This is a genomic window from Maritalea sp. YIW29 (assembly GCF_057219265.1).
The window spans coordinates 938,150-963,299 of sequence record NZ_JBXVVF010000001.1; the positions used below are offsets into that span (position 1 = coordinate 938,150).

Annotated in this window: 24 protein-coding genes; 7 read left to right on the forward strand and 17 right to left on the reverse strand. The window is 49.2% G+C overall.

The genetic code is table 11. From position 1 onward, the window contains the following. Positions 1-4 precede the first annotated feature (4 nt). From lexA to AC2D8L_RS04610, 6 genes are all read right to left on the reverse strand, one after another. Entirely contained in the window at positions 5-724 is a 720-nt protein-coding gene (lexA, locus tag AC2D8L_RS04585; protein WP_484684262.1) for a transcriptional repressor LexA, read from the reverse strand. A gap of 742 nt (positions 725-1,466) precedes the next feature. Then, the gene (locus AC2D8L_RS04590) at positions 1,467-2,327 is read right to left on the reverse strand and encodes a metal ABC transporter permease (RefSeq protein ID WP_484684263.1); all 861 of its coding nucleotides are present in this window, start codon (positions 2,325-2,327) and stop codon (positions 1,467-1,469) included. After that, positions 2,324-3,184 carry a metal ABC transporter permease gene (locus AC2D8L_RS04595; protein ID WP_484685151.1) on the reverse strand — a complete coding sequence of 287 codons (861 nt, stop codon included), beginning with the start codon at positions 3,182-3,184 and terminating at the stop codon, positions 2,324-2,326. Before AC2D8L_RS04595 ends, AC2D8L_RS04590 begins: the two co-directional genes overlap by 4 nt. Beyond that, positions 3,177-4,073 (reverse strand): manganese/iron ABC transporter ATP-binding protein, encoded by an 897-nt coding sequence (locus tag AC2D8L_RS04600; RefSeq protein WP_484684264.1) that lies wholly within the window; start codon positions 4,071-4,073, stop codon positions 3,177-3,179. Before AC2D8L_RS04600 ends, AC2D8L_RS04595 begins: the two co-directional genes overlap by 8 nt. Before the next feature lie 5 nt (positions 4,074-4,078). Next, positions 4,079-4,975, reverse strand: a complete 897-nt coding sequence (locus tag AC2D8L_RS04605) for a metal ABC transporter substrate-binding protein (RefSeq protein ID WP_484684265.1) — start codon at positions 4,973-4,975, stop codon at positions 4,079-4,081. A gap of 128 nt (positions 4,976-5,103) precedes the next feature. Beyond that, positions 5,104-6,123 (reverse strand): D-alanine--D-alanine ligase family protein, encoded by a 1,020-nt coding sequence (locus tag AC2D8L_RS04610; RefSeq protein ID WP_484684266.1) that lies wholly within the window; start codon positions 6,121-6,123, stop codon positions 5,104-5,106. 352 nt (positions 6,124-6,475) lie between these two features. Here AC2D8L_RS04610 and AC2D8L_RS04615 point away from each other — a divergent pair, with 352 nt between their 5' ends. Further along, positions 6,476-6,868, forward strand: coding sequence for a RidA family protein (locus tag AC2D8L_RS04615; RefSeq protein ID WP_484684267.1), 393 nt, complete (start codon positions 6,476-6,478; stop codon positions 6,866-6,868). A gap of 24 nt (positions 6,869-6,892) precedes the next feature. Here AC2D8L_RS04615 and AC2D8L_RS04620 read toward each other — a convergent pair whose 3' ends face one another. The 9 genes from AC2D8L_RS04620 to AC2D8L_RS04660 form a co-directional block, all read right to left on the reverse strand. Next, on the reverse strand, positions 6,893-8,962 hold the full coding sequence (locus tag AC2D8L_RS04620) for a hypothetical protein (protein ID WP_484684268.1): 2,070 nt from the start codon (positions 8,960-8,962) through the stop codon (positions 6,893-6,895). A gap of 194 nt (positions 8,963-9,156) precedes the next feature. Further along, the gene (gene yczE / locus AC2D8L_RS04625) at positions 9,157-9,837 is read right to left on the reverse strand and encodes a membrane protein YczE (RefSeq protein ID WP_484684269.1); all 681 of its coding nucleotides are present in this window, start codon (positions 9,835-9,837) and stop codon (positions 9,157-9,159) included. 80 nt (positions 9,838-9,917) lie between these two features. Then, on the reverse strand, positions 9,918-11,132 hold the full coding sequence (locus AC2D8L_RS04630; RefSeq protein WP_484684270.1) for a molybdopterin molybdotransferase MoeA: 1,215 nt from the start codon (positions 11,130-11,132) through the stop codon (positions 9,918-9,920). Then, positions 11,132-11,614: a cyclic pyranopterin monophosphate synthase MoaC gene (gene moaC, locus AC2D8L_RS04635; RefSeq protein WP_484684271.1), complete on the reverse strand. Its 483-nt coding sequence runs from the start codon at positions 11,612-11,614 to the stop codon at positions 11,132-11,134. Before moaC ends, AC2D8L_RS04630 begins: the two co-directional genes overlap by 1 nt. Continuing rightward, a complete protein-coding gene (gene trpC, locus AC2D8L_RS04640; protein ID WP_484684272.1) occupies positions 11,615-12,424 on the reverse strand; it encodes an indole-3-glycerol phosphate synthase TrpC in 810 nt (269 codons plus the stop codon). Continuing rightward, positions 12,421-13,443: an anthranilate phosphoribosyltransferase gene (trpD, locus tag AC2D8L_RS04645; protein WP_484685152.1), complete on the reverse strand. Its 1,023-nt coding sequence runs from the start codon at positions 13,441-13,443 to the stop codon at positions 12,421-12,423. The genes trpC and trpD overlap by 4 nt, the downstream gene beginning before the upstream one ends. Next, a complete protein-coding gene (locus tag AC2D8L_RS04650; protein WP_484684273.1) occupies positions 13,437-14,051 on the reverse strand; it encodes an anthranilate synthase component II in 615 nt (204 codons plus the stop codon). Before AC2D8L_RS04650 ends, trpD begins: the two co-directional genes overlap by 7 nt. Then, positions 14,048-15,556: an anthranilate synthase component I gene (gene trpE / locus AC2D8L_RS04655; protein WP_484684274.1), complete on the reverse strand. Its 1,509-nt coding sequence runs from the start codon at positions 15,554-15,556 to the stop codon at positions 14,048-14,050. Before trpE ends, AC2D8L_RS04650 begins: the two co-directional genes overlap by 4 nt. Positions 15,557-15,572: 16 nt before the next feature. Further along, on the reverse strand, positions 15,573-17,459 hold the full coding sequence (locus tag AC2D8L_RS04660; RefSeq protein ID WP_484684275.1) for a SurA N-terminal domain-containing protein: 1,887 nt from the start codon (positions 17,457-17,459) through the stop codon (positions 15,573-15,575). A 172-nt stretch (positions 17,460-17,631) separates the two neighbouring features. Here AC2D8L_RS04660 and tpiA point away from each other — a divergent pair, with 172 nt between their 5' ends. The 5 genes from tpiA to AC2D8L_RS04685 all read left to right on the forward strand — a co-directional run bounded on the left by tpiA (position 17,632) and on the right by AC2D8L_RS04685 (position 22,339). After that, the gene (gene tpiA, locus AC2D8L_RS04665) at positions 17,632-18,384 is read left to right on the forward strand and encodes a triose-phosphate isomerase (RefSeq protein ID WP_484684276.1); all 753 of its coding nucleotides are present in this window, start codon (positions 17,632-17,634) and stop codon (positions 18,382-18,384) included. A 99-nt stretch (positions 18,385-18,483) separates the two neighbouring features. Then, positions 18,484-18,876 carry a preprotein translocase subunit SecG gene (secG, locus tag AC2D8L_RS04670; RefSeq protein ID WP_484684277.1) on the forward strand — a complete coding sequence of 131 codons (393 nt, stop codon included), beginning with the start codon at positions 18,484-18,486 and terminating at the stop codon, positions 18,874-18,876. Between the two features lie 114 nt (positions 18,877-18,990). Beyond that, positions 18,991-20,619 (forward strand): CTP synthase, encoded by a 1,629-nt coding sequence (gene pyrG / locus AC2D8L_RS04675; RefSeq protein WP_484684278.1) that lies wholly within the window; start codon positions 18,991-18,993, stop codon positions 20,617-20,619. A gap of 17 nt (positions 20,620-20,636) precedes the next feature. After that, a complete protein-coding gene (locus tag AC2D8L_RS04680) occupies positions 20,637-20,819 on the forward strand; it encodes a DUF4169 family protein (protein ID WP_484684279.1) in 183 nt (60 codons plus the stop codon). 185 nt (positions 20,820-21,004) lie between these two features. Beyond that, the gene (locus tag AC2D8L_RS04685) at positions 21,005-22,339 is read left to right on the forward strand and encodes an 8-oxoguanine deaminase (protein ID WP_484684280.1); all 1,335 of its coding nucleotides are present in this window, start codon (positions 21,005-21,007) and stop codon (positions 22,337-22,339) included. 125 nt (positions 22,340-22,464) lie between these two features. Here the strand turns inward: AC2D8L_RS04685 and AC2D8L_RS04690 are convergent, their stop codons facing one another. Continuing rightward, the gene (locus tag AC2D8L_RS04690; protein WP_484684281.1) at positions 22,465-23,694 is read right to left on the reverse strand and encodes an ATP-grasp domain-containing protein; all 1,230 of its coding nucleotides are present in this window, start codon (positions 23,692-23,694) and stop codon (positions 22,465-22,467) included. Positions 23,695-23,892: 198 nt separating this feature from the next. Between AC2D8L_RS04690 and AC2D8L_RS04695 the strand changes: the two genes are divergently transcribed. Then, the gene (locus tag AC2D8L_RS04695) at positions 23,893-24,267 is read left to right on the forward strand and encodes a rhodanese-like domain-containing protein (protein ID WP_484684282.1); all 375 of its coding nucleotides are present in this window, start codon (positions 23,893-23,895) and stop codon (positions 24,265-24,267) included. Positions 24,268-24,469: 202 nt separating this feature from the next. On the opposite strand, the gene AC2D8L_RS04700 is transcribed toward AC2D8L_RS04695, so the two are convergent. Continuing rightward, entirely contained in the window at positions 24,470-25,129 is a 660-nt protein-coding gene (locus tag AC2D8L_RS04700) for a hypothetical protein (protein ID WP_484684283.1), read from the reverse strand. Positions 25,130-25,150 lie beyond the last annotated feature (21 nt).

Genomic DNA, 25,150 nt, shown 5'->3' on the forward strand with positions numbered 1-25,150 from the left:
GGGGTCAGTACTTGCGAAATAAACCAACCAATCGTCCCTGAACCGCTACTTGGTCAGGGCCGAAAATTCTTGTTTCATATGCTGGGTTTGCTGCTTCAAGGGCAACAGACTGCCCCTTTTTGCGCAAACGTTTCAGTGTCGCTTCTTCGTCATCGACCAAGGCGACAACAATTTCGCCGTTGCTGGCAGTGACTTGTTTCTTGATCAGCACCGTATCGCCGTCAAAAATGCCCGCATCGATCATCGAATCGCCACTAACTTCCAGCGCGTAATGTTCACCGCCGGCAAGCATTTCTGGGGGCACAGAAATGGTGTGGCTTTGTTCCTGAATTGCAGCAATTGGAACACCCGCCGCAATCCGACCCATAACAGGGATCGTAACCGGAGCGTCAGTATTCTCGTCCTGAGCAATTGGAGCCGCTGAAACTGGTTCACGCGCTCTGCCCAGGTCACCTTGAATGACACTTGGCTCAAACTTGGACTTCTTGCCACCAAGGGAAGGGTTCATACTGTCTGGCAAGCGAACCACTTCCATTGCACGCGCCCGATTGGGCAGACGACGAATAAATCCGCGCTCTTCCAGAGCTGTAATTAGACGGTGAATACCGGACTTAGATTTCAAATCCAATGCATCCTTCATTTCATCAAATGAGGGAGGTACGCCACTTTCCTTCATGCGCTCATGAATAAACATCAGCAGTTCATGTTGCTTGCGGGTCAACATTTTGAAGTCCTTTACAGCCTGATTTAGAATCGGAACAAATGTTGAACAACTATAACTGTTCTTTATATGTTCTGCAAGTGGGTCAAAATTTGGCGAAATGATGAGGCTCTCTAACTGTGTGTTCGAATTGCAACATTTCAGATGTGTGTGCCACAAAGTCGCGCAAATGGGTTGCAAATCACGGCAACGTGAGTGTATTGCACAATTGTCTTTAATCAGGCTGGTCCCGCCAGCCACAACGCCAAGGAGGTTTTTATGTTCAATTCACAAACACTTCTGGCAACTTGTTTGCCAGTTTAACACTAGCGCAACCGATCCTTCGCCCAGCGTCCAAGCTGCGGCCGTCTAAGGTTCATCTTTTCAAACTCCCATAGTCTACGCGTGGCGTGGACTATCAACAATCAGTCGCTGTCATTTTCCGCGCTGCATCTGCGCGCGGCGATTTCAGCACAATTATATTCAAAATTAGGAGCGGCGAAGCTTTGTGCTTTTTGCCGAGCGAATACACATGAAAAAACAACATGCAATATCTGAGCAATATTTCGAACGATTAGGTCGGTACCTACGTGTCTTTTTGAACTATTTGGAGGCTCGTCAAAAACGCAAGATTGCGCGAGCCTATTATTTAGGAGCTGGCGATTTGAGCCCGCACATAAGAAAAGATATAGGGCTTGGAAATGAGAACAAACACTTCTAATAAACTTCGTATGAAGGGGCGGGCAATTGGGCACCGCCCCTTTATTTATTGTGGTGCGGGTTCAGTTTGCGCGCCTGATAGTTTCTTGGCGTTCGGCGACAGGAAAAACGCAATCACAAAAAGAACCGTCATCACCAGAACAATGGTTGGGGCAGGGGCGCTATCGATGAAAAAGGCAATATAGACACCCAAGAATGAAGAGCCGACGCATAAGAGTAATGCCCAGACCAACATTTGACCAATTCGGCGGGTGATAAGGTATGCAATTGCGCCGGGTGCAACCAAGAGCGCAATCGCGAGAATAATGCCAACCGCTTTCAGCGCTGCCACGACACTTAGCGAAATGACCGCCAATAGACCATAATGCAGCCATTTAACGGGCAGACCGATGGCGCTAGCATGTTGCGGGTCAAAGATGTAAAGCAGCAAGTCGCGCCAACGAAATGCAATCAGCACAGCAATAAGGGCTGAAATGATGCCGGTTTCGAACAGGTCATAGAGGCTGATGCCCAACATATCGCCGAACAGAATATGGTCTAGGTGAACGTCGGTTTCAATTTTCGTGTAGAGCACGATGCCAAGGCCGAACATGCCGGAAAATACGACCCCCATGACCGTATCTTCTTTAACGCGCGAATTTTCGGTGATGTATCCGGTTGAAATCGCGCAGGTCATACCCGCCACGAACGCCCCGATGGCAAGGGGGATACTCAAAATGTAAGCCAGCACAATACCGGGCAGCACTGCGTGTGAGATCGCATCGCCCATCAACGACCAACCCTTTAGGACCAAAAAGCACGATAAAAGCGCGGCTGGGATCGACACCAAGATCGAAATGATGAAGGCGTTGCGCATAAATTCAAATTGGAATGGCGCGAGCGGGTCACTGAGGAACAGGTCGATCATATTGATGGCTCCTCAATTGAGGCGCGTCTTGCGCGTTGTGCCAACATGCCGTGCTTGGGCGCAAAGATGAATGCTGTTAGAAACATCATGGTTTGCAGCACAACGATGATGCCGCCCGTGGCACCATCCAAAAAGTAACTGATGTAAGCGCCAACCAGAGCGCTCATGGTGCCGATGAAGACGCTCACGGCGATTAGGCGCGGGAAACGATCCGTTAGTAGATATGCGGTTGCACCAGGGGTTACCACCATGGCGATGACCAAGAATGCCCCAACGGTTTGCAATGCGGCGACGGTACATGCGCTTAATAGGGTGAAAAATAAGATTTTTAGCAATGTCGGGTTGATGCCGATCGAACGGGCATGTTCCTCATCAAAGAATGTCACCATCAAGTCCTTCCATTTTAGAAGAAGGATTGAGAGCGATACCACAGAGATGATGACCAATTGGATTGTGTCAGATGGAGTGACCGCAAGGATGTTGCCCAACACAATGGTTTGAATGTTCACCGATGTGGGTGAAAGCGATACCATGAACAGGCCAAGTCCAAAGAACGACGTGAAGATGAGGCCGATAATGGCGTCTTCGCGCAGTTTTGTGCGTTGATTTAAAAACAACATAGCAGCAGACGCCAACGCGCCTGAAAAGAAAGCACCCACGGCAAAAGGCAAACCAAGCATATAGGCCCCGGCAACACCGGGCACAATTGAGTGCGAAAGTGCATCGCCAATCAGCGACCAGCCTTTCAGCATCAGGTAGGCCGACAAAAATGCGCACACCGCGCCAACTAAAGCGCTGACCCAAATCGCGTTTCGCATATATCCATAGGTGAGGGGTTCGAGCAGCAGATCAATCATCATCATTGCTCTTTGTACGACGGTGTTTCATTTTGTCTTGCTCGCCATACATGACCAGCGGACGTTCATCGTCAGTGATCACGGCAATCTGTCTGGCATCTTCGTCATCATGTAAATCGGTGCCGCCAAATACGAAGTGGCGCAACACGCCGCCAAAGGCCTTTTCCAAATTATCTTGGGTGAAGACGTCGGCCGTTTCGCCAAAGGCAAGCACCGTACCTTTGACCAGGATTGTGCGGTCGCAAAATTCAGGCACAGAGCCCAAATTGTGGGTAGAGACGAGGATAACTTTGCCTTCGTCGCGCAAGGATCGTAACAGCGCAATAATTGTGTCTTCGGTCTTTACGTCAACGCCAGTGAATGGTTCGTCCAACAGAATGACTTCGCCTTCTTGCGCTAGTGCTCGGGCAAGGAAAACGCGTTTCTTTTGCCCGCCGGAGAGCTCGCCAATTTGGCGATGCCGAAACTCTTCCATATTCACCCGGGCAAGTGCTTCATTGACCATTTCATGGTCATGTTTCTTTGGGCGTCGCAAGAACCCCATATGGCCATAGCGCCCCATCATCACCACATCTTCCACCAAAACGGGGAAGTTCCAGTCGACATCTTCTGTTTGAGGAACATAGGCCACCAGATTGTCCTTTAGGACGTCACGAACTGACCGCCCTAAAATTCGCACATCGCCATTTGCGATGGGTGCGAAGCCCATGATGGACTTAAACAATGTCGACTTGCCGCTGCCATTGATGCCGACAAGTGCCGCAATTGTTCCTTGCGGCAGCTGAAATGTGGCATCGCGCAGGGCCGTGTGCCCATTCCGGTAAGTCACAGTCACGTTGGAAACATTTATGCCCAATTGGCTTTTATCCGCGACCACCGCGTTGCTCATATCATTCACTTTGTTAGCCCGTCAGCGATTGTGTGAGATGTGATCCGCAACAAATCGAGGAATGTGGGCACCGGGCCGTTTTCGTCTGTCAACGAGTCCACATATAGAACACCAGCATAATGCGCATCTGTTTCTCGGGCAACTTGCTCTGCTGGCGCAGATGAAATCGTGCTTTCGCTGAAAATGGCGGTGATATTGTTCTTGCGGATCTGATCGATCACATTACGTACCTGCTGCGGTGTGCCTTGTTGATCGGCGTTAATGGGCCAAAGATAAAGCTCTTTAAGACCGAAATCTCTTGCGAGGTAGCTGAATGCACCTTCACTGGATACCAACCAGCGTTGTTCCACCGGAATTTGTTGAATTGCAGCGCGGGCTGGTTCAACAGTTGCGGCGATTTTCGTTTTATAGGTTTCAGCGTTTGCGAGGTAGGTTTCAGCGTTCTCCGGATCATGCTCGACGAACGCTTTGGCGATATTGTCGACATAAATTTGCGCGTCGCTTGCAGACATCCAAGCATGGGGATTTGGTTTGCCTGAATAGGGGCCTTTAGCAATGCCCATCGGCTCAATGCCTTCGGTGACCGTCGCGCTTGGTACATCACCCAAATTGTTGAAAAATTTCTCAAACCAAAGTTCGAGGCCCAATCCGTTCCACAGCACCAAATCAGCATCTTGGGCACGAATGATGTCGCGCGGTGTGGGTTGATAATTGTGAATTTCTGCGCCGGGTTTGGTAACTGATTCAACTGTGGCGGCATCGCCGGCGACATTTCGTGCCATATCCGCAATGATTGTGAATGTGGTGACCGCTTTGAACTTCGCAAGCGCCGGCGTTGCAGTGCTGACCGCTAACCCCGCCAAAAGGGCACCAATTGCGACGAAAGATTTTGTTACAGACATCAATTTCCCTATCAACTCAAATTGTGTGTTGAGATGACGGTAGTGCAACTGCAAATCGTTTGCAACAACTATTGCGAATGATTTGCAGATGGAAATTCAAAACTATGGATGGAAGCAATGTACTGTCCCTAGGCAGCAATAGGAACCAAATCGGTTGGTGGTATTTCGACCGGTGCTTCAGCGCGAATGAGGGCAAGTGAGATGATTTTGAGAACAACCTCGTTATATTGCATGCCTTGATTGTAAAAACACGCTCGCGGAAAGTAGCTCGATACCGGCGTCATGCCAGGAACTAGATTTGCTTCCATGAAGTAGGGAACATTGTCACCGTCCATTTTGATGTCAATCCGACCAAAATCCTGCACTTTCAACGCCGTAAATATCTCATCGACAAACCGATTAATCAAAGATAATTCCGGTTCGACGATCAAACCGAGTTGTTCATTGTTTTTAGATTTCTCTAAACATCCTAGTACGCGATCACCCTTGATATTGACGGGCACGATGATTTCAACTGGCGAAATTAGTCGTTGGCCGTTTGAGGGATCATCCAGCACAGCAACGGTAAATTCGCGGCCAGATAGATATGTTTCAACAAGCGCTGGCACTCCATACACCGCATAAATCTCTTCAACTTTACTGCGGTAGCTAGAAAAATCATGCACTATGGAGTTCTCATCAATGCCATTTCCATTTGCGGCATCCATCGGTTTTACAAATAGCGGAAAGGGAAGCGGCAGCTGATCTTGTCGCTCAAAGCGATCTGGTGTGGCAACAAAGAATCTAGCCGTGCGCAAGCCTGAATCAAAGACCGCGCGTTTCGCCCAACTTTTATCCGAATCGTGTCTCAGCGTTGATCTGTTTGAACCGGTGAATGCGATTTCACGGTCAGCAAAAAAGTCAGATAGCCAAACCTCTTTCCCCAATATTTCGTCGTAAATGTATTTGACGCACAGCACCGCCAAATCGGGTTTGAGAAGGGCAATCTGCTCCAGTTCTTGGATTGTGCTGACGACGTTGAAGGTGACGTGTGTGTAGTGAGCTTTTAGAATTTCATAAATACCGCGGCTGGTTTCAACTGTACCAAATGCCGTTTCTTTCATGCCAGTCGTATCGATGGTTACAACTTCTATGTGCTTCTTGATCATTGCCTGTCCTTTGATTTGCTATGCATATTTCAAAGAAACAGGTTGCTGGCCCAGCTCTTTCACCAATAAACCGCAAAGGGATTGGAGCACGAAAAAAACGTGTCCAATTGCGGTATGCGAGTTGTGTAGAAATACTTAGAAAGAACGCGGCCACAAATGCCGCGCAACGAAGCCTGAGAATAAGCCAGAGATCGATACGCATGTAGTAAGCCTCAATTGGGCTTTAAGCAAGGCGGTGTTTTGTTAGTGGTTGTAGATCTTGTGCCAATCCATTTTCAAACGCATCGTTGGGGTTATTGGAGTTTGCAAGAATTGATTTATGTTTGGGGGGGGTAAATTTGAAGGACCTGCTATGCACAAAGCGATATTTCCCAAGGGATTAGAAAATCACCCTCGACTTGAAGAGCTAAAAATGTCGCCGGCAATCTTATCCGGCGATCACCTGTTTTTGACGGGAGCATCAGGGGCAGGCGTCAGCGGCGAGATTTCAAGTGATGCCGAAGAACAGTTTCATATTGCATTCGGCAAAATTGGAAGCGTTTTACTTGCAGCTGATTTGGATTTCGGTGATCTAGTGGAAATGACCAGTTATCATGTTGGTCTGCGGGAACATATGGAACTTTTCACAAACATACGAGCCCAGTATGTTCGCCAGCCATATCCTGCATGGACTGCAATAGAAGTGAGCGGCTTTTCTCGCGAAGGCGTAATTGTGGAGATTAGGGCCGTTGCAAGAACTAAGTAGGCCTGCACAATTCCAGACGCATTGTCATTCTATTTCAATTTGCAGGGTCAAAAACTCGTCAATATCTAACCCAAACTCAGCCCCTTCGGGTACGACCCATGCCAGTTCGGTGCTTTTTGAATCGCGTAAGAGCACAACATCACCAAGTGAAAGCTGAGCCTTAAACTGTTTTGGATTGATGGCAGAAAGTGGGTCAATTTCCACCACAAATTGATAATTGGTGAGGGGATAGAATGCTTCGCTTTTCTCCACAATGAGATTGCCAAGTTTTAGCCGGTCAAGAAATGCCTCTCGACGTGTGCGGGCGACATCAATAGCATCTTCGTTGGCCCAATAAATTCTGCGATTATTCAAATAGTCGGCATAAGCATTATGCGCGATGAACTGTGCTTCCATATAATCACGCAAGGGACCACCTTCGATTAGTTCTGCCGCTGCTTTTTTAAGAGCCTCTTTTGACAGTTCTTTGAGCACACTGACACCAACATCGCGTCCGATACTGGAAATAAGCGCACCAATTCCTTTTTTGCCGGCGGCTTTGCCAAATTCTTCTGCGGCCTCTATCGCTTTTGCTTCAGCCGCAGCAATGCGGGATGAAATGCTTTCCGGTAGGGCAATGCTGCCGCGCAATACCGGGTCGGTTGGTCGTTGCAAGCTTCGAAAGGCGTCGGCCCCAAAGTTTGCAACTTCTCGATTTAGTTGCGCTTCGTTTAGTTTTGCATAGCTGTGGAATGTGCGAAAAGGAGTGGCCAAAGCCTCTTTATAAATCTGGTTTTTGACCGCTTCTTTGCCTTTTTCGTCCCATATAGATCGTTCGCTTTCTTCCGTTCCTTCCTCTCTGGGGATAACGGGAATATCGCGCCCAAGTCCGCTAGCATCGTAATATGTTGGGCCGGAAATGAGGTTGCCAGCCAATTGGCTTGTCGCCTCGGCGAGGACGCCAGTTGGTCCGCCTTTTGTGGCTAGTGCTAGGTTCAAGGCGGATGATTGAACTTCAAACTGGGCTTGAATGATGGTCGAATAAATGCCGGCAAGTGCATACCAATCAGCTTGGTTCGAAGCTTCGTCGACAGCTTTTTCGTGCTGTTCGCGCGCTGCAAGTCGATTTTTGTTGAGATCAAAAGCAGCTTCCCGACGGCCCGAAATTTCGCCATCCAAAACACGTACCAAGTTGCGCAACGCGCGTTGCTCTTCTGCCGATACTGGCACGAGTTTGGCATCTTTTGTGGTGATCGATTTAATGGCGCTGCCAAATCGAGACCGTACCTCGACGAACTCTAATGTTGCAGCACTAAGAGCTTTTTCTGCCTCATCCCTGCTTTGTCGAAGAATATTCAGGCTCTTTTCCAATTCCTTGTTAGCATCGCGAAATCCCTGAATATGCTCTGCCTGCTTTTTCTTCGCGTACTCTAGCGCTTCAATGTCGTCATCATTGGGGGGCAGGTTCGAGTTCAGCGCCGTCATAATCTTTTGGCTTTGTGAATTCACGTCAGCGCCGCTCTCTTTGATGAAAGTCCGACGCGCGTCCAATATTTCGTCAACTTGGCCCTGGAAGGTCTTTAAATAGGCTTTTGCTTCCTCAAACCGCTTTCTCTCGGCACTCAATTTTTTGATGGCACGTTGAAGTTGGATTTCTTGTTTGTCACTGGATATCTCGACATACTTCAACGCAAACCAAGGCTTTGGTGACGGAAAGATGGTCTTAGACATCCGAGTGGCTTCCGCAACGGGGTCTTTGCCTTCCGAACGCATTTTCTCAAGATATGGAGATGGCAACTTCATGTCTTGTTCGATGAAGAGTGCTTGCGCAATATTGAGGCTTATTGCGTGATTTGTATATAATTCAGCAACGTCTTCAGCCTTTAACGCTTCGACATATTGTTCAGCGGTTGGAACTAAAGATCGGTTTTTCCATAGATCAATTTCCATTTCCAGGCGCGAAATGTAGGTCGCCAACATTTCCTTTTGTCCGGGAAAGTTGATACGTGCGGCGGCACCCGCATCTTCTTTTGAGATGCAAAGAATATATTGCGCCAAAGCAAGCCTTGTCTTTCTAAATTCTTCGCCGCTGGTCGGCATGTTTGCGGGGTCCATTTGCGGCAAAACACAATCCGCAGCGAAGGCGCCAATAGAAATGCTGATATAGAGAGCGAGGACTCCAATGAGTCTTGTTGAGAATTTCTTCAATTGACCAACCCCAGCTATTCAAGGCCTTAAGGCTAACAGCAATTCAATAGAGAACCAAATTCGAGCGAACTGGCGATTGGTCTGTGGCGGGGCAAATTGAACTAATTGGAAGTCGGAGCAGGGCTGAATAGAACTTTTAATCCAGACATGCTGGCGGCAAGTGCGGGGCCAATGCCAAACGCGAACATGATTGTGCCGATGCCGACCGTGCCACCAAGCATCCAGCCAATAAGGACAACGCTCAGTTCAAGCCCGCTGCGCACCCAAGCGGTCGGCAGACCAGATAAACGTTGCAACCCTGTCATCAAGCCGTCGCGGGGGCCTGGGCCAAGATTTGCGATCAGGTAAAGACCAGTGCCAAACCCCATGATTGCGACGCCGAGAACGACTTGCAGCACCTTTACAAACAAGTTGTCAAAACTGGGCAAAATTGGAATTAAGAGGTCGATAACAAGCGCAATTATGATGGCATTTAGGACGGTTCCAATGCCCGGCAATTGCCGAAGCGGCACCCAACATATCAATGCAATAATGCTTGCTGCAAATGTTGCAAAACCTAAACTCCACCCCGTGATATTGGTGATACCTTGCGCGAAAACAGTCCATGGGCTAACGCCAATTCCAGCGACGACAAGCAATGCTTCACCAAATCCGACGCAGACAAGACCAATGGTTAGATAGACAATGGCGATGGGAGACGGTGTGAGGGTTCGTGAGTTCGTTGCGCTCCAACTTAGTGTCGGAACGGCCTTGATCGAGAATATCTGGAGAAATTGTTTCATCGCTCGATCTTTATCCGTTCTTGCTGACGCAGAGTTCTATTCAACTATTGAGATAGGGACTTGGAGTGAGCGATGTTCAACTATCTAATTGCCCATGACAACATCAATATTTCAACCATTGCACCAGCCGATTTTCCGTCGCAAAGCGGAGGTTGCACCACAAAGCAATCACTTTGCGACAATGAAGTGAGGTGGGCGCTGTCCGCCTGCATGTTTGGATCAACGCTCAAAGTGCCACTGTCCGAAACAATCAGTTTCGCCCGCCGGTAGTGCTGGCGTGGTCCATTGCTGTTCATATCACCGTGCAGCGGCAATTTGATGATGTTGTGTTCTGTCGCCTGACCGAGTTTTGCTTTGATCGCTGGCACCACAAAAACAGTACCGGTGACGAGTGCGGACACTGGATTGCCCGGTAGGCCGAAGATTGTGGTTTTACCTTTGGTGCCGAACATGAGTGGTTTGCCGGGGCGAACCGCAATGCGCCAGAAGCTAAGTTCAACGCCGAGTTCTTCAAGTACTTCTTTGACATAATCTCGGTCGCCGACACTCGCGCCGCCGGTCGTGACCAAAATGTCTGGTTCGTCGTCCAAAAGGCGTTTCAGTTCAGCTTTAAGCGTGGCTTTATCATCCTTGATGATCCCGCCTTCGCTGACATTTGCGCCAAACGTTTTGAACAGTGGCATCAAGCCAGAACTGTTCGACGCAATGATCTGGTCTTTAGCCAATGCGCTACCCGGCGGCACCAATTCATCACCGGTTGCAACCAATGTGAGTGTTGGCGCTTGGCGCACTGGCAATTCTGCATGATTTGCGGCTGCAGCCAAAGCGAGGTGAAAAGGCGATAGCTCGGTTCCCGAACGGATAAGAACGTCGCCAGTTGCAAAGTCATTGCCTTTTGCACGCACATTCTGTTGTGGCGCAATATCCGCCTGCAAAGTGATCTGATCGCCATCACGGGTTACTTTTTCCTGCATAACAACGCAGTCAGCACCTTTGGGCATCGGCGCGCCAGTGTAGATGCGCGTGCATTGGCCAGGTGCGATTTGCCCTTCAAACGCTTCACCAGCTGCAGAAATTCCAACAACGTCCAAGACTGTGCCATTGGCACCGTCATCAGAGTTGAGCGCGTAACCGTCCATGGCGCTACCGTCGAATGGCGGCTGATCAAAACTTGCCGTTATGTCTTTTGCCAGCAACCTGTTGTTCGCCTCGGCAAGCGGCACGGTTTCAAGTTCCAGCGGCGTTACAGCATCTGTGATGATCTTAAGTGCATCTGCGACAGGCAAAAGGGACATTATTGTTCTCGATCATAGTCGCCTGACTTACCGCCAGACTTTTGTTCTAACTGGGTGGGGCCAATGACCATGGATTTGTCGAGCGCTTTGGCCATGTCGTAAATAGTAAGTGCCGTAACCGATGCAGCGGTGAGGGCTTCCATTTCGACCCCTGTTTTGCCTTCAACCCGAACAAGTGCTGAAATGTCAAAACTTGAAGATGTTTCGCTTGGTTCAATCGAAATTTCAATTTTGGTCAATGCAAGCGGATGGCAAAGCGGGATCATGTTGGAGGTGTTTTTCGCCGCCATAATGCCTGCAACCCGGGCGACACCTAATGCATCGCCTTTTTTAAGGTTGCCATTTAGAATGGCTTGAAAGGCGTCATCACTCATCGTAATTTTTGATGTTGCGACGGCTTGGCGTTGAGAAGGTGCTTTGCCACCGACATCAACCATATGTACTTCGCCTTCATCATTAAGGTGAGTGAGTTTGTCGCCCATCTACGCTGCCTCATTTCCGGTCAAAAGCAAACGAGTTGCGGCGGCAACATCGTTTTGCCGCATCAGGCTTTCCCCAACAAGGAAGGTGCCGACATTGGATTTGTCTTCAAGCATTTTGACGTCATCAAAAGTGAAGATGCCGCTTTCGCTGACAAGCAGGCGATCATCTGGAACATTTCGTGCCAACTCGATTGTCGTATCAAGGCTTGTTTCAAATGTGCGCAAGTTGCGGTTGTTGATGCCGATCAGTTCTGCATCCAGCTTAAGCGCACGATCAAGTTCTACTGCGTCATGGACTTCGATCAACGCGTCAATGTTCCAATATTTGGCAGCAGCGTTTAGGTCTTCAGCCAGTTTGTCGTCCACAGCCGCCATGATGATGAGAATGCAATCTGCGCCCCAAGCGCGTGCCTCTGCCACTTGATAGGTGTCGTACATAAAGTCTTTGCGCAAAACGGGCAGGGAAGTCGCCGCACGCGCTTCCTTTAGAAAACTGGGAGCGCCTTGAAATGACGGGCTATCCGTTAGGACAGAAAGGCAGGCCGCGCCGCCAACTTCATAGTCACTGGCGTGGGCTTCCGGGTTAAAATCTTCGCGGATCAATCCTTTTGACGGGCTTGCTTTTTTGACCTCGGCAATCAACGCATATTTTTTTGCGGCACGCTTTGCCTTAAGTGCATTGAGAAACCCGCGAGGCGCATCGGCGTTTTTGGCCAAAGTTTCTAAGTCGCCAAATGGAAGATTGCCCTTAGCTGTTGCGATTTCTTCGCGCTTGTAGGTTTCGATCTTTTTCAAAATATCCGTTGTCATTTTGCAACCTCGTTCGAAACCCGAACCAATTCGTCCAATTTTGCTTTTGCAGCACCGCTATCAACTTGTTCTGCAGCGAGTTTTACACCAGCCTTTAGGTCGTCCACCTTGTTTAAGATCAAGAAGGCTGCCGCGGCGTTTAATAACGAAATGTCGCGATAGGCTGAAGGCACACCGTCAAATAATTCGCGCATGGCAGCAGCGTTTTGTTCCGGCGTGCCGCCCAGAATGTCCTCAGTCTTTGCAGTTGGTAGACCGGCATCTTCTGGAGAAATTTCAAACTCAGAAATCTTGCCGTCTTTGATTTGTGCAACATGGCTTGAAGTGGTTGTGGTCAACTCGTCTAATCCGTCATTGCCGAATACCACCCAAGCTGACTTGGCGCCGTTTTTCAAAAGAGATTCGGCAACGGGACGAACCCACTGCTTGTCATAAACGCCAAGCAGGTAATTTTTGACGCCAGCAGGATTGGATTGCGGACCCAACAGGTTGAAGATTGTGCGTACGCCCATTTCTTGACGGGACGGACCAACAAACCGCATGGCGGCATGATGGTTTGGTGCAAACATGAAACCAATGCCTGCACGTTCAATACAGGCTGAAATGCCGGCTGCCGGCAAGTCGAGTTCGACGCCAAGGGCCAATAGCGCCTCGGAGCTACCAGACTTTGAAGAGAGGGCTTTGTTGCCGTGTTTGGCTACTGGGCAGCCAGCAGACGCTACGATGATCGAAGCGGTGGTTGAAATGTTGTATGTCCCAACGCCGTCGCCGCCAGTACCCACAATATCGATTGCATCCTGCGGCGCATCAACACCCGTCATCTTGTCACGTAGAATCGATACAGCACCGGCGATTTCTTCCACGGTTTCGCCTTTGACCCGCAGCGCCATCAAGAATGCGCCAATTTGCGAAGGCGTGGCAGCGCCGGTCATGATGATATTCATAACGTCACGCATTTGCTCAAAACTAAGGTCAGTCCCAGCGGCGAGGGTGTTGAGCGTTTCTTTGATGTTCATGATGCGCTCCCACTTTTGGCACTGTTGAATGAATTTGCGATATCGATGAAGTTTTGAACCAATTGCGTCCCACTTTCGGAACGGATGCTTTCCGGGTGAAATTGCACGCCGTGCAATGGCCATCTCTTATGGGCAATGCCCATAATCATACCGTCATCCGATGTTGCCGTGACTTCTAGTTCGCTTGGCAAACTTTTTGGTTCGATAGTCAAAGAATGATAACGCGTGGCTGTTATCCCATCACTATTCAACCCTTTAAATACACTTTTGCCTTCATGTCGAATGGTTGATGTTTTGCCATGCATCATGCGTGATGCGCGCACGACTTCAGCCCCAAATGCGTCGCCAATTGATTGGTGGCCAAGGCAAACCCCAAACATCGGAATTTCGCTTTTAAACCGTTCAACCAGCGGCACACAAATGCCTGCTTCCTTTGGGGTTTTGGGACCAGGTGAAATGATTATGCCATCCGGCGCCATCTTCTCAATTTCATCCAAGGTAATTTTGTCGTTGCGCACGACCTCTATTTGCACGTCATCCAAACCACCGATTAGGTGAACCAGGTTATATGTAAAACTGTCGTAATTATCGATCACCAGCAGTTTGGTCATTGGCCCATCTCCGGCTCATCTGCATAGCGTAAAGCTTCTTGGGCTGCACTGGTCAATGCCCGTGCTTTGTTTTCGCATTCTAGCTGCTCAAGTTCTGACTTGCTGTCAGCAACAATGCCTGCGCCCGCTTGCACGTGGATTTTGCCGTCTTTGATGACCGCTGTGCGCAATACGATACACGTATCCATCCAGCCGTCAGCGCTAAAATAGCCTACGCAGCCCGCATAAATGCCGCGCCGGTGCTTTTCCAACTCGTCGATAATTTCCATGGCGCGGACTTTTGGTGCACCCGAAACAGTGCCTGCAGGAAAGCCAGCGCCCAGTGCATCGATATTGTCGAGATCGCCGCGTAATTTGCCCTCAACGTTCGAGACAATGTGCATCACGTGAGAGTAATACTCGAGGAAGAATTGGTCGGTTACTTCAACTGATCCAATTTCCGCCACGCGGCCAACATCGTTTCGCCCAAGATCGAGCAGCATCAAATGTTCGGCAAGTTCCTTTGGATCTGCCAAAAGTTCTTCGGCCATCTCGCGATCACGTTCTGGCGTAGCGCCACGTTTGCGGGTGCCCGCAATTGGACGAACCGAAACCTTTTGATCCTGCACACGCACCAAAATCTCTGGGCTTGATCCAGCAATCGCCAAATCGTCAAAATCCAAGAAATACATATATGGACTTGGGTTGGTGCGGCGTAGCGCCCGATAAAACGCGACTGGCGGTAGTTTGAAATCTGCGGTGAAGCGCTGGCTCAACACGACTTGAAATATGTCACCGGCGCGAATGTAGTCTTTCGCAGCCCCAACCATGTCTTCAAATTCTTGTTTGGACGTGTTGCTTTCAAATTTAAGTTCTGAGAGTTCGACCCGTTCTTTGGCCAATGGTGCACGATTAGACAATCGTGCAATTGCCGCCTCCAATCGCTCCTGAGCTGCGTCATGGGCAGACTGAGCTGAAAGGCCTTCTTTGGGACGCACGGGTGTTGCGAAATATAACTCGTCCTTCACCGTATCAAATACAGCGAGTAAAGACGGGCGCATCAAGAGTGCGTCGGGTGCTCCAATCGTGTCCTCATTCTGATCCGGCAATGTTTCGATTTCGCGAACCATGTCATAGCCAAGAAAGCCAAAAATGCCGGCCGACATTGGCGGCAAGTCCATTGGGATTTCAAGTGCAGACTGGTCGAGCAGAATGCGCAGTTCATCCAAGGGCTTTCCCGCAAGGGGCGTAAAGGCGTCTGGTTCCAGCTGCGGGTTATGATTGATTGAGGCTTGGCCACGATCAACTTTGAACAGCAGATCCGGTTCAAGCCCGATCATGGAGTAACGACCTCGGGTCGCTCCACCATGAACAGATTCGAGTAGGAACGTGTTTTTACGCCCAGCAGAAAGCTTTAAATATGCACCAACGGGTGTTTCAAGGTCTGCCACCACGCGACGCCACACCACTTGCGAACTGCCTTGATCATAGAGTTCTGCAAAGGCGGCAAAGTGTGCGTCATGCATTTCATTTCCTTAAAACTTATCGAGAGTGTGTGCCTGCGCTAAGCGCAAGCAGTTGGTTGATAGCGGTCTGGTTTACACTGAAACCAAAATCGTCACGCTTGGCCGCGATGAATTGCTGATAAACATTATCAGCAAGACCAACGCCCAAACGGCTGAGCAATTCTTGATTAACGTCAGCGGGATCAGCGTCATTCAAAGACGAGACTTTAAAGATCACATAGTTCCCGTCATTGGTTCTTGCTGAACCGACATAGTCTTCTCCACCTTGGAACGCAGCCGATGCGACTTGCGCGGTAATCGCGCCGCCGTCGCCTTGGCGTGTGACATTGAGTGAAGGCAATGGGATTTGTCCCACAGTTGAAGCGACTTCAAAAATATCGCCACCGTCGTTGAGCGATGCTACAAGCTCGCTCGCTTTTTCCTCAAGCGCTATGTCATTCTTATCTTGAATCCAAGATGCCAGCAGGATCAGACGTACTTCATCAACTGTCTGATCGCGTGCTTCAGTTGTTGAATTCAAATCAAACCAAGCCATTGAATCAGCACCCAGCGTGACGGCTGGTAGAAGCTTGCCTTGTTCCGCTGCTGCAATTGCCGGCAAAAGGCGGCCAGGGGCGTCTGCTGGTAGACTTTCAAGACCGATAAGGCCACCGCCAGAAGAAGTGACGTCAACAGTCTCCACCGTCAGATCAAATTGGGCAGCGATTGATTGAATTGGCGCTAACGTGGCGCGAAGTTCTTCGATTTCATCAATTTTGTCGATGATGAGTGATTTTGCTTGGCGTTCTGCAGCGAGTTGTGCCACTTGATCGCGCACTTCGCTCAGTGGCTGTTGTCCGCCTGCAACGATATTTGAAACAACCACCATCTTTGTTGCTGTTTCGTCAGGAACGACTGATATGCCCGCAGCGCTCGCAAAGGCGGCCGCTGCAACATCTGCATCTTCAATGTCGGCTTGAGCCACTTGGCCCAACTCTTGAACATTGTCACTGAGCCCTAAAGAGTTCAGCAAATTGTCGAATGCACTGCCAGAAACGTTAAGACCGGCCAAAACAGAGGCCTGCCCACTATCATTCAATGTGATGACTTTTACGTCGCGCGTTTCAGGTGAGATAAATGAAGCGCCAGTTTTGGCATATTCTGCATCGATATCTGCGTCTGTTACTGAAATTGTTTTCGCCAAAGTAGCCGGTGTCAGCACCAAAAGATCAATGTTTCGAATTTCTTGCGTTCGATAGAGGTGCTGGTTATCAGCCAAATAAGCGGCCAGTTCCTCTTCGGTCGGCGCAGGGACTTCGCCAAGGGCAGTATCACCCAAAGTGAAATAGTCCAATGTGCGACTATCATTTTCATAACGATTGGAAATTTCAAGGATGGTCTTTGGCGCAGAAATGCCGCCGAACAGGCCATCAACAATTTGAGAGCGTTTTACGCTGCCAGCCTGCGCTTTTACATATTCGCTTTCAGTGTACCCACTTTGAGCCAATATCTGATTGAAACGCTGGCGATCAAAAAGTCCAAGTGTACTGGAAAAGTTTGGATCTTGTGCAACAAGCTTTGCCACCATGTCGTCAGACGCGCCAACGCCAAAGTTCTCAACGAGGTTGTCGACTGTCGCCGTTCCTGCCAATTCACTAACAACAGAGCCAGGAATACCAAAGGCTACAGCCTGTTCTGGCGTGGGAACTTGACCCGTTTGCTGAGCAAATGCATTGAGTTGTCCACGATAGGCACGTTCGAAGTCAACAGACGATATAGACTGATTGCCTACGCGCGCGACATTTGTGGTCCCTAGATTTGTGAACACATTTGCGATACCGAAGAGGCCAAAGCTCAGGATCAACAAGCCCATAAGAATTTTTGCGACCCAAGTGTTTGAATAGCGTTTAATGGTATCTAGCATTTCGCATCCGTTTATTATTATTGCCAATTTCCAGCTCGGAATTACCCCGGCTTGGAGCGGCGCATAATAGACAGGGTGCGAAGAAAATCGCAAGGGTGAGAATTGGGTGTTTTGCGCTAAGACTAATTTTATTTCGCATGGAACGCGAAGAGTGAGGTTTAGAGGGACATAAATGATGAAAAATATCACACCATTAATCGCTGGAAACTGGAAAATGAATGGTGACACCGGATCATTCTTAGAAGTTGAAGTGATTAAAGATCGCCTCGCGTCCCAAGAAATGAATGCCGACGTTGCAATTTGTCCGCCGGCAACGTTGCTGCACCGTGTAAGTGTTGCGCTAAGCGAATGTGCTGCGCAAACCGGCGCGCAGAATTGTCATGCCGAGGCCAGCGGTGCCTATACCGGTGATATAAGCGTTTCCATGATCAGCGAAGCGGGCGGCAAGTATGTGATTGTTGGACATTCAGAACGTCGCGGTGCTTACGATGAGAGCGACGCGGATATCCGCGCCAAGGCTGCTGCAGCGCTTGAAGGCGGCATTGTACCAATCGTGTGCTGTGGAGAATCACTGGAAATTAGGGAAAGCGGCAAGGCCATTGAAGTGGTCGTAAACCAGATCATCAATTCCTGCCCGGACTTTAGCGCGAAACAATCAATTATTGTGGCTTACGAACCAATTTGGGCGATTGGAACCGGCAAAACGGCTTCTGTTGCGGACGTTGATGAAATGCACAATGCTATTCGCGCTGCGCTCGTGGAACGATTTGGTGAGGCAGGGGAGACAATCAAGATTCTTTATGGCGGGTCGGTGAAACCGGCAAATGCGAAAGAACTATTGGGTGTTGAGAACGTAAATGGGGCGTTAGTGGGCGGTGCAAGCCTTAAAGCTGACGACTTTTTGGGTATTATTGAAGCAGCTTAACCAAAGCGGCGCACAAATTGTTGATTGGCTCTGGCCAAGCGCCATATTAGTGTGTAGAAACCCAAAATTCAGAATTTAACTCAAGAGAAGATTTCCAACATGGAAACAGTTCTTATTGTTGCGCACCTGTTTATCGTTGTTGCGCTTATTACAGTGATCTTGTTGCAGCGCTCCGAAGGCGGCGCGCTTGGCATCGGCGGCGGCGGCGGCGGCGGGCTTATGTCCGCACGTGGTTCAGCAAACCTGTTGACCAAAACAACCGCCATATTGGCCGCGTTGTTCTTTGCAACTTCAATTGGCCTTACGGTCCTAAGTCAATTGAACAATGAATCGTCCTCAATCCTTGAGCGTGCCACAGAGCAAACAGACGGTAATGTTACCGTTCTTGATGCTTTGAATGATCTTTCCGGCGAAGATTCCTCCGGACTTGATCTTCCGGTACCTGAAGCAGAGGCTCCAGCTGAGACGACGCCAACAGCGCCATCCCAGTAAGGGTATGAAATTAGAGACTAAATTAGGCGGGGGTTATTGGCCCCCGTCTTTTTTTGGGTTTAACGCGAAGTTTTGACTTCGAATCAATCAAATTCAGCATTAAGGTAAAGGCCCATGGCTCGGTATATTTTTATTACTGGTGGCGTGGTTTCTTCATTGGGTAAGGGGCTAGCTTCAGCTGCACTAGGGGCAGCACTTCAGGCGCGTGGATATAAAGTCCGCTTGCGTAAGCTAGATCCGTATCTAAATGTTGATCCCGGAACAATGTCACCCTATCAGCATGGGGAAGTTTTCGTGACCGATGACGGCGCAGAAACTGACCTGGATCTTGGACATTACGAACGGTTTACGGGGCGTTCTGCAAATCAGCAGGACAATATCACCACAGGCCGGATCTATTCGAACATTATCGCGAAAGAGCGACGTGGCGACTATCTTGGCGCAACGGTGCAAGTCATTCCGCACGTAACGGATGAAATCAAGAACTTCGTTCTGTCAGATAATGACGATTATGATTTTGTGTTGTGTGAAATCGGCGGCACTGTCGGCGATATTGAAGCGCTACCATTCTTTGAAGCGATCCGTCAGCTTGGCAACGAATTGCCGCGTGGCGATGCGATTTATGTGCATCTGACATTGATGCCATACATCCCAAGCGCCGGAGAGTTGAAAACAAAACCAACGCAGCACTCGGTTAAAGAACTTCGCTCGATTGGTATTCAGCCTGATATTTTGCTGGTTCGTTGTGATCGTGAAATTCCAGAGGGTGAGCGCCGCAAGCTTTCTCAGTTCTGTAATGTGCGAGAAAGCGCGGTTATCCAAGGCCTAGACGTTAAGAGCATTTATGACGTGCCGATCGCCTACCACGATGAAGGCCTAGATGTTGAAGTGCTTAAGGCTTTTGGTTTGGAAACCGAACAGAAGCCAGATTTAAGCAAATGGCTTGAAGTCTCGGACCGTATTCACAATCCGGATGGCGAAGTAAATATCGCTGTTGTCGGCAAATATACTGGTCTGTTGGATGCTTACAAGTCGCTTTCGGAAGCGCTTGTGCATGGTGGTATCGCCAACAAAGTGAAGGTCAACCTGCAGTGGATTGACAGTGAAGTATTTGAAAGTGATGACCCTGCGCCGCACCTTGAAGGCATTCACGGCATTCTTGTGCCGGGTGGCTTCGGCGAACGTGGGTCTGAAGGCAAGATTGCGGCTGCACAATTTGCGCGGCTACGTGACGTGCCATATTTCGGCATTTGTTTCGGCATGCAAATGGCATGTATTGAAGCTGCTCGAAATACCGCAGGCATCAAAAATGCCGGGTCAACTGAATTTGGCCCATCCAAAGAGCCAGTTGTTGGCTTGATGACCGAGTGGACCAAAGACAACCAGAAGCAAGAACGTTCGGACGACACAGACCTAGGTGGCACCATGCGGGTAGGGGCATATCCAGCTCAACTTGTGCGTGGCAGCCGCGTGGCGGACATTTATGGATCGACTGAAATTTCAGAGCGTCATCGCCACCGTTGGGAAGTCAATATGGAGTATCGCAAGGTACTTGAGGCGAATGGATTACTGTTCTCAGGCCTTTCACCTGATGGCACATTGCCAGAGATTGTTGAACGCACAGACCATCCTTGGTTCATCGGCGTGCAGTATCACCCTGAGTTGAAGTCTCGTCCATTTGAGCCTCATCCATTGTTCTCTTCGTTCATCGCTGCTGCGGTTGAACAAAGTCGATTGGTTTAGGGCTTAGGGAGTGGACATTGGCTGAAATTGTAAATCTTCGTCAGGCACGCAAAAACAAAGCGCGTTCTGAAAAAGAAGCAAAAGCCGACACCAACCGGGCCAAATTTGGCCTCACTAAAGCTGAGAAGAAGCTGCAGGAGGCCGCCGCAAATTTGGAAGAAAAGCGGCTGGATCAACAAAAGCTGGATAAAGACGAGTAATCAATTGGCCGCCCAAATCACGTGTGGATTGGGCGGCTTTTTTGCGAGCTAATCCGGATTAGCGTCAGGGCCTGCAATATTGACACTGTCTGGTGAAATTTGTATTTTCCCGAATGTCGGTTCTTGAACCTGTTTTCCATCGGCACGTGTAACTTCCTCTGAAACAGGTCATTGAGGATGCACGAATGGCCGAAACTCTCATCAAAAACGCAGCAGTAATTCTGACGATGGATGACCAGCGTCAGGAATTTAGTGAATCTGACATACGGTTTCAGGATGGCGTAATCACAGAAATTGGTACCGATCTTGTTGGTGCAGGCGAAGTCCATGACGTGCGAGGTTGCGTTGTGACGCCGGGTTTAGTGAATACCCATCATCATCTTTTTCAATCTCTGACGAAAGCAGTTCCCGAAGGGCAAAATGCCCTTCTGTTTGGTTGGCTGAAGAGTTTGTACCCGATTTGGTCGCGCTTTGGGCCGGAGGAAATGTATGTTTCAGCCCAAATTGGATTGGCCGAATTGGCTTTATCTGGCTGCACCCTTAGCGCCGACCATCTTTATCTTTACCCCAATGGGTCTCGGCTCGACGATACAATTGCCGCCGCACAAGACGTGGGGCTACGTTTTCATCCCACGCGCGGCTCAATGAGCATTGGCGAACGTGACGGCGGCTTGCCGCCTGACGAGCTTGTTGAACAGGAACAGGCAATTTTGAACGACTCGATCCGGGTTGTTGACGCCTTCCACGACAGCTCAAAAAGTTCAATGGTTCGGGTCGGCATCGCGCCTTGTTCCCCGTTTTCAGTAACCCGCGATCTGATGCACGAATCTGCGCTTCTCGCCCGCGATAAGGGCGTTATGCTTCATACGCATCTTGCGGAAAATGATGAAGACATCGCTTATTCCTTAGAGAAATTTGGGTGTCGTCCCGGTCAATATATCGAAGATCTAGGCTGGATCGGCTCAGACGTTTGGCACGCACACTGTGTCAAACTTGATAACCAAGAAATCGAATTATTCGCACGCAGTGGGACCGGGTTGGCGCATTGCCCCTGTTCCAATTGCCGCCTTGGCAGCGGCATCGCACCCATCCGCAAAATGCGGGACAAAGGGGTAAATGTTGGCCTTGGCGTCGACGGCTCTGCAAGCAACGATGGCAGCAATTTGATTTTGGAGGCACGCCAATCAATGCTGTTGCAAAGAGTTGCAAACGGAGCCGATGCCATGTCAGCGCGGGAGGCGTTGGAAATTTCCACACGCGGTGGCGCTGATGTCTTAAATCGCACCGAATGCGGCCGGTTAGAAGTTGGAAAACGAGCTGACATCGCGGTTTGGGATGTATCCGGCATTGAAAGCGCTGGAAGTTGGGACCCAGCCGCGTTGCTGCTGGCTGGCCCGACGCGGGTCAAACATTCGTTTGTTGAAGGACGCCAGATTGTTCGAGATGGTCAGATCACAACTCTCGACCTGCCACGCGTAATCGAACGGCAGAATCAATTGGCGCGTAAATTGCTGCATTGATCAAATTGGGGGAGGTGTGCGGCGGTCAATGGATCTTAGCGTTTCAACGCTGGCAAAATGCTAATGCTTAGCTAAAGCTGCGGTTAGAACGGTGAAGTCTGATTTGGCATTTTAGCTGTGTCTTCCTAAATGACATATAGCGGCGCAAACCCACCACCTGTTGTTCTAAAATTCGTCGTTTGTCCCTGATATAGCCGCGCTGCGCCGAGCAATATTTTGCCATTATATGTGAAAAGCCGCACGTCAGACTTTAAGGCATTTCGATCCAAATCGGCGGATTCTGTTTTCGCATTGCGAATTTCTGGTTGGGCTAGTTCTTGAGCGACATACTCATATTGTAGAATCTGTACCCAGACCTTTTTGGTAATTTTGTCACCACGGTAAACCGCTTTCCCACCATGCCCGCTTACAGGTTTGAAAAACAACTTCTTGCGCTTCGCCCATAGTTCAGCAGCATTTTCTGGCGTCACTGAAATAGTTTTCGGTAGTAGTTCAAGCGCAGCGATCTGTTGAGGCGTTGCGCCAAGATTCTTTAATGCCTGTGTATCTGACAAAACTGTAAGGTTTTGCTTTGCCGCAAACAGGGCATGGTGCGTTGGATTTGGCGTAATCACCGCGCCATCTTGCATGAAAGCCTGAAGCAACGCAGCGTGGCCGTCTTTTTCAAAATAAAAATCAACTGACCGATTGTAGACCAAATCAATGGGCGTCTCGCCATGCCACAGCCTATTGTCTTTGAATGATAGGTCTTCTGGATTGGCTAGGATTGGTATCAGGCCCGCAGCCTTCAGGATCTCAGCGAACATCAAGAACTCGGGATAAAGAAACTGGTCTTTTATTTGCTCGTCCACGATAGCAATTGTTTTGAGGGGGGCAACTCGTCCAGCGGCACGCCACTCATTTTGAAACATTTCTACAATGTCGTTGGCCAGTTCAGGGTTTTTGACCGGTTCGCCATTCCAACAACACACGTCTTGCGCTCGATAAAGTGCATCGACGAGCAAAGCTCCACCTGCATTCGTGTTGATTTCAATTAGCCGGGGACCACGCTCATCGATGTGAAAATCGTATCCCATCATGACACCATTAGTTTGCGAGGCCACCGAAGAAATTGCAGGAGATGAGCGTTGAACAAACTCAACAAAATCTGGGTTGGCAATAACTGCCTCTAGCGTCTCAACCTGGCACAGCATATTTTGATAGTCTGCAGAGGCGATAAACATAGGCGTGTCTGAAAACAGCATTCCCGACGCCTCCAAATCAGGCAACAATCCTCGTTCCAGCGACGTACAGGGGCAGTTCTTATTCAACCATTTCGCGGTTGAAAAATCTTCTGTGAGTGGTTGTTGATACATGATTGGCACTTTCATTCTACTTTATCGTAATTTAACGATGAATGAGGTCGATGGCAAGCTGCCGTTGAACTTCTCGCCAATATTGCCGACTGTCGAAAAAGTTATTTCCAAATCCCAGCCATTGTGTCGATATAGTTGGCATACTAAGTCACGCGTCCGCCGAAAGGCGGGTAAAGACCCTCCAAAAGGAATGTTACAATGAAAACAGCACAAACTTACTTAGAAGAGGCGAATGCGGTTGTTGAGCGGTTGTCTTCTGAAGAAGGCATCAAAAAACACGGCACGCCAAACAGTGTATTTATCGATGTTCGCGATTCTGGTGATATCGCACAGACCGGCACGGTCGAAGGCGCGCTGCGCATTCCGCGTGGTTTTATTGAATTTGCCGCAGACGAGGCGATGCCGTTCCACAATGAGGCGTTGACCAAGAATACGAACATTTATCTCATCTGCGCCCTCGGCGGGCAGGCAGCATTGGCGGGTAAAACGCTAAAGGATATGGGATATAATGCGGTGACAAACGTCGGTGGTTTTGGTGACTGGAAAGAAGCTGGCGGACCAATTGAGTCCTAAAATTTCTTAAATTCGGCAAATAGACAATCTGGTGGCAGACTTGTCCGGGCTTATGTTTCGCATCTAGCGATCGGAAGGTCAGATCATATTTGGGAAGATTTGCATGGTCACAAAGAAACTGTGAGCATGCCATGTCCTCAATCACTCTTCGTCAGCTTAAGAGAACTGCTGAACTGAAAATATTGAACTGTTTGCCCACCGCCTAGTGGGGGATTGGGTAAACTCCGGTTAGTCCCATGGCCTGTGCCTTGATGTCGCGTTCAAGTTCCTTGTCTAGTGCACGCACATATTGTTCCAATTGACCAATAATGGCGTTGGTTTCGTTGTCTCGTGCCGTTATGATGTCGCGCATATCGACCGTGACGTTCGCTGCCCCGTCTAAATAATCTCCAACTAAAAACCAGTCTTCCTGAGTTGGGCCATGCGATAGTTTGTAAATGTTTGTAACCTTGAGACAATCGTGTTCTGTGTTGCCTTGAGCCCCTTTATGTTCAATCAAGAGGTTTCTTGAAATTGGATTGCCCATGAGTTCTGATGGGTCGGCCGGCTCTCTTAAATCTAGTGCATTCAAATATCGACGGAAATTGTCGATCAATTTGCCAGTGCGTACATTCTTAAGTTGTCGAATTTTTGAGACGAAAAATGTTTGTACATCACCGTCAGGATCGGACGTCGACAATAATATCTTTTCGTCACTTTTATAGCTCTTGCCTGCCGAAATTAGTGCAACTGCATTCAACCGATAACGTGACACAGAAGTGTCGCGATTTTCATACCAGATTTCGATGTTTTTGCTGAGTGCTAGTGGGTTGCCAAATCTCCCTTTGAGCCAACGTGGCAAGAAGAAGTCATCAGAACACAAATCATCATCAAAATGTCGTTG

Bases quoted from the DNA above. Each gene is read 5' to 3' on its own strand.
- secG (WP_484684277.1), top strand. From the start codon at position 18,484: ATGGAAACAGTTCTTATTGTTGCGCACCTGTTTATCGTTGTTGCGCTT.
- trpC (WP_484684272.1), bottom strand. From the start codon at position 12,424: ATGACAACGGATATTTTGAAAAAGATCGAAACCTACAAGCGCGAAGAA.
- lexA (WP_484684262.1), bottom strand. From the start codon at position 724: ATGTTGACCCGCAAGCAACATGAACTGCTGATGTTTATTCATGAGCGC.
- AC2D8L_RS04615 (WP_484684267.1), top strand. From the start codon at position 6,476: ATGCACAAAGCGATATTTCCCAAGGGATTAGAAAATCACCCTCGACTT.
- tpiA (WP_484684276.1), top strand. From the start codon at position 17,632: ATGATGAAAAATATCACACCATTAATCGCTGGAAACTGGAAAATGAAT.
- AC2D8L_RS04660 (WP_484684275.1), bottom strand. From the start codon at position 17,459: ATGCTAGATACCATTAAACGCTATTCAAACACTTGGGTCGCAAAAATT.
- moaC (WP_484684271.1), bottom strand. From the start codon at position 11,614: ATGGGCGACAAACTCACTCACCTTAATGATGAAGGCGAAGTACATATG.
- AC2D8L_RS04685 (WP_484684280.1), top strand. From the start codon at position 21,005: ATGGCCGAAACTCTCATCAAAAACGCAGCAGTAATTCTGACGATGGAT.
- AC2D8L_RS04610 (WP_484684266.1), bottom strand. From the start codon at position 6,123: ATGATCAAGAAGCACATAGAAGTTGTAACCATCGATACGACTGGCATG.
- yczE (WP_484684269.1), bottom strand. From the start codon at position 9,837: ATGAAACAATTTCTCCAGATATTCTCGATCAAGGCCGTTCCGACACTA.
- AC2D8L_RS04650 (WP_484684273.1), bottom strand. From the start codon at position 14,051: ATGACCAAACTGCTGGTGATCGATAATTACGACAGTTTTACATATAAC.
- AC2D8L_RS04620 (WP_484684268.1), bottom strand. From the start codon at position 8,962: ATGGACCCCGCAAACATGCCGACCAGCGGCGAAGAATTTAGAAAGACA.
- AC2D8L_RS04590 (WP_484684263.1), bottom strand. From the start codon at position 2,327: ATGATCGACCTGTTCCTCAGTGACCCGCTCGCGCCATTCCAATTTGAA.
- AC2D8L_RS04690 (WP_484684281.1), bottom strand. From the start codon at position 23,694: ATGTATCAACAACCACTCACAGAAGATTTTTCAACCGCGAAATGGTTG.
- AC2D8L_RS04605 (WP_484684265.1), bottom strand. From the start codon at position 4,975: ATGTCTGTAACAAAATCTTTCGTCGCAATTGGTGCCCTTTTGGCGGGG.
- AC2D8L_RS04595 (WP_484685151.1), bottom strand. From the start codon at position 3,184: ATGATTGATCTGCTGCTCGAACCCCTCACCTATGGATATATGCGAAAC.
- trpE (WP_484684274.1), bottom strand. From the start codon at position 15,556: ATGCATGACGCACACTTTGCCGCCTTTGCAGAACTCTATGATCAAGGC.
- AC2D8L_RS04630 (WP_484684270.1), bottom strand. From the start codon at position 11,132: ATGTCCCTTTTGCCTGTCGCAGATGCACTTAAGATCATCACAGATGCT.
- AC2D8L_RS04695 (WP_484684282.1), top strand. From the start codon at position 23,893: ATGAAAACAGCACAAACTTACTTAGAAGAGGCGAATGCGGTTGTTGAG.
- pyrG (WP_484684278.1), top strand. From the start codon at position 18,991: ATGGCTCGGTATATTTTTATTACTGGTGGCGTGGTTTCTTCATTGGGT.
- AC2D8L_RS04600 (WP_484684264.1), bottom strand. From the start codon at position 4,073: ATGAGCAACGCGGTGGTCGCGGATAAAAGCCAATTGGGCATAAATGTT.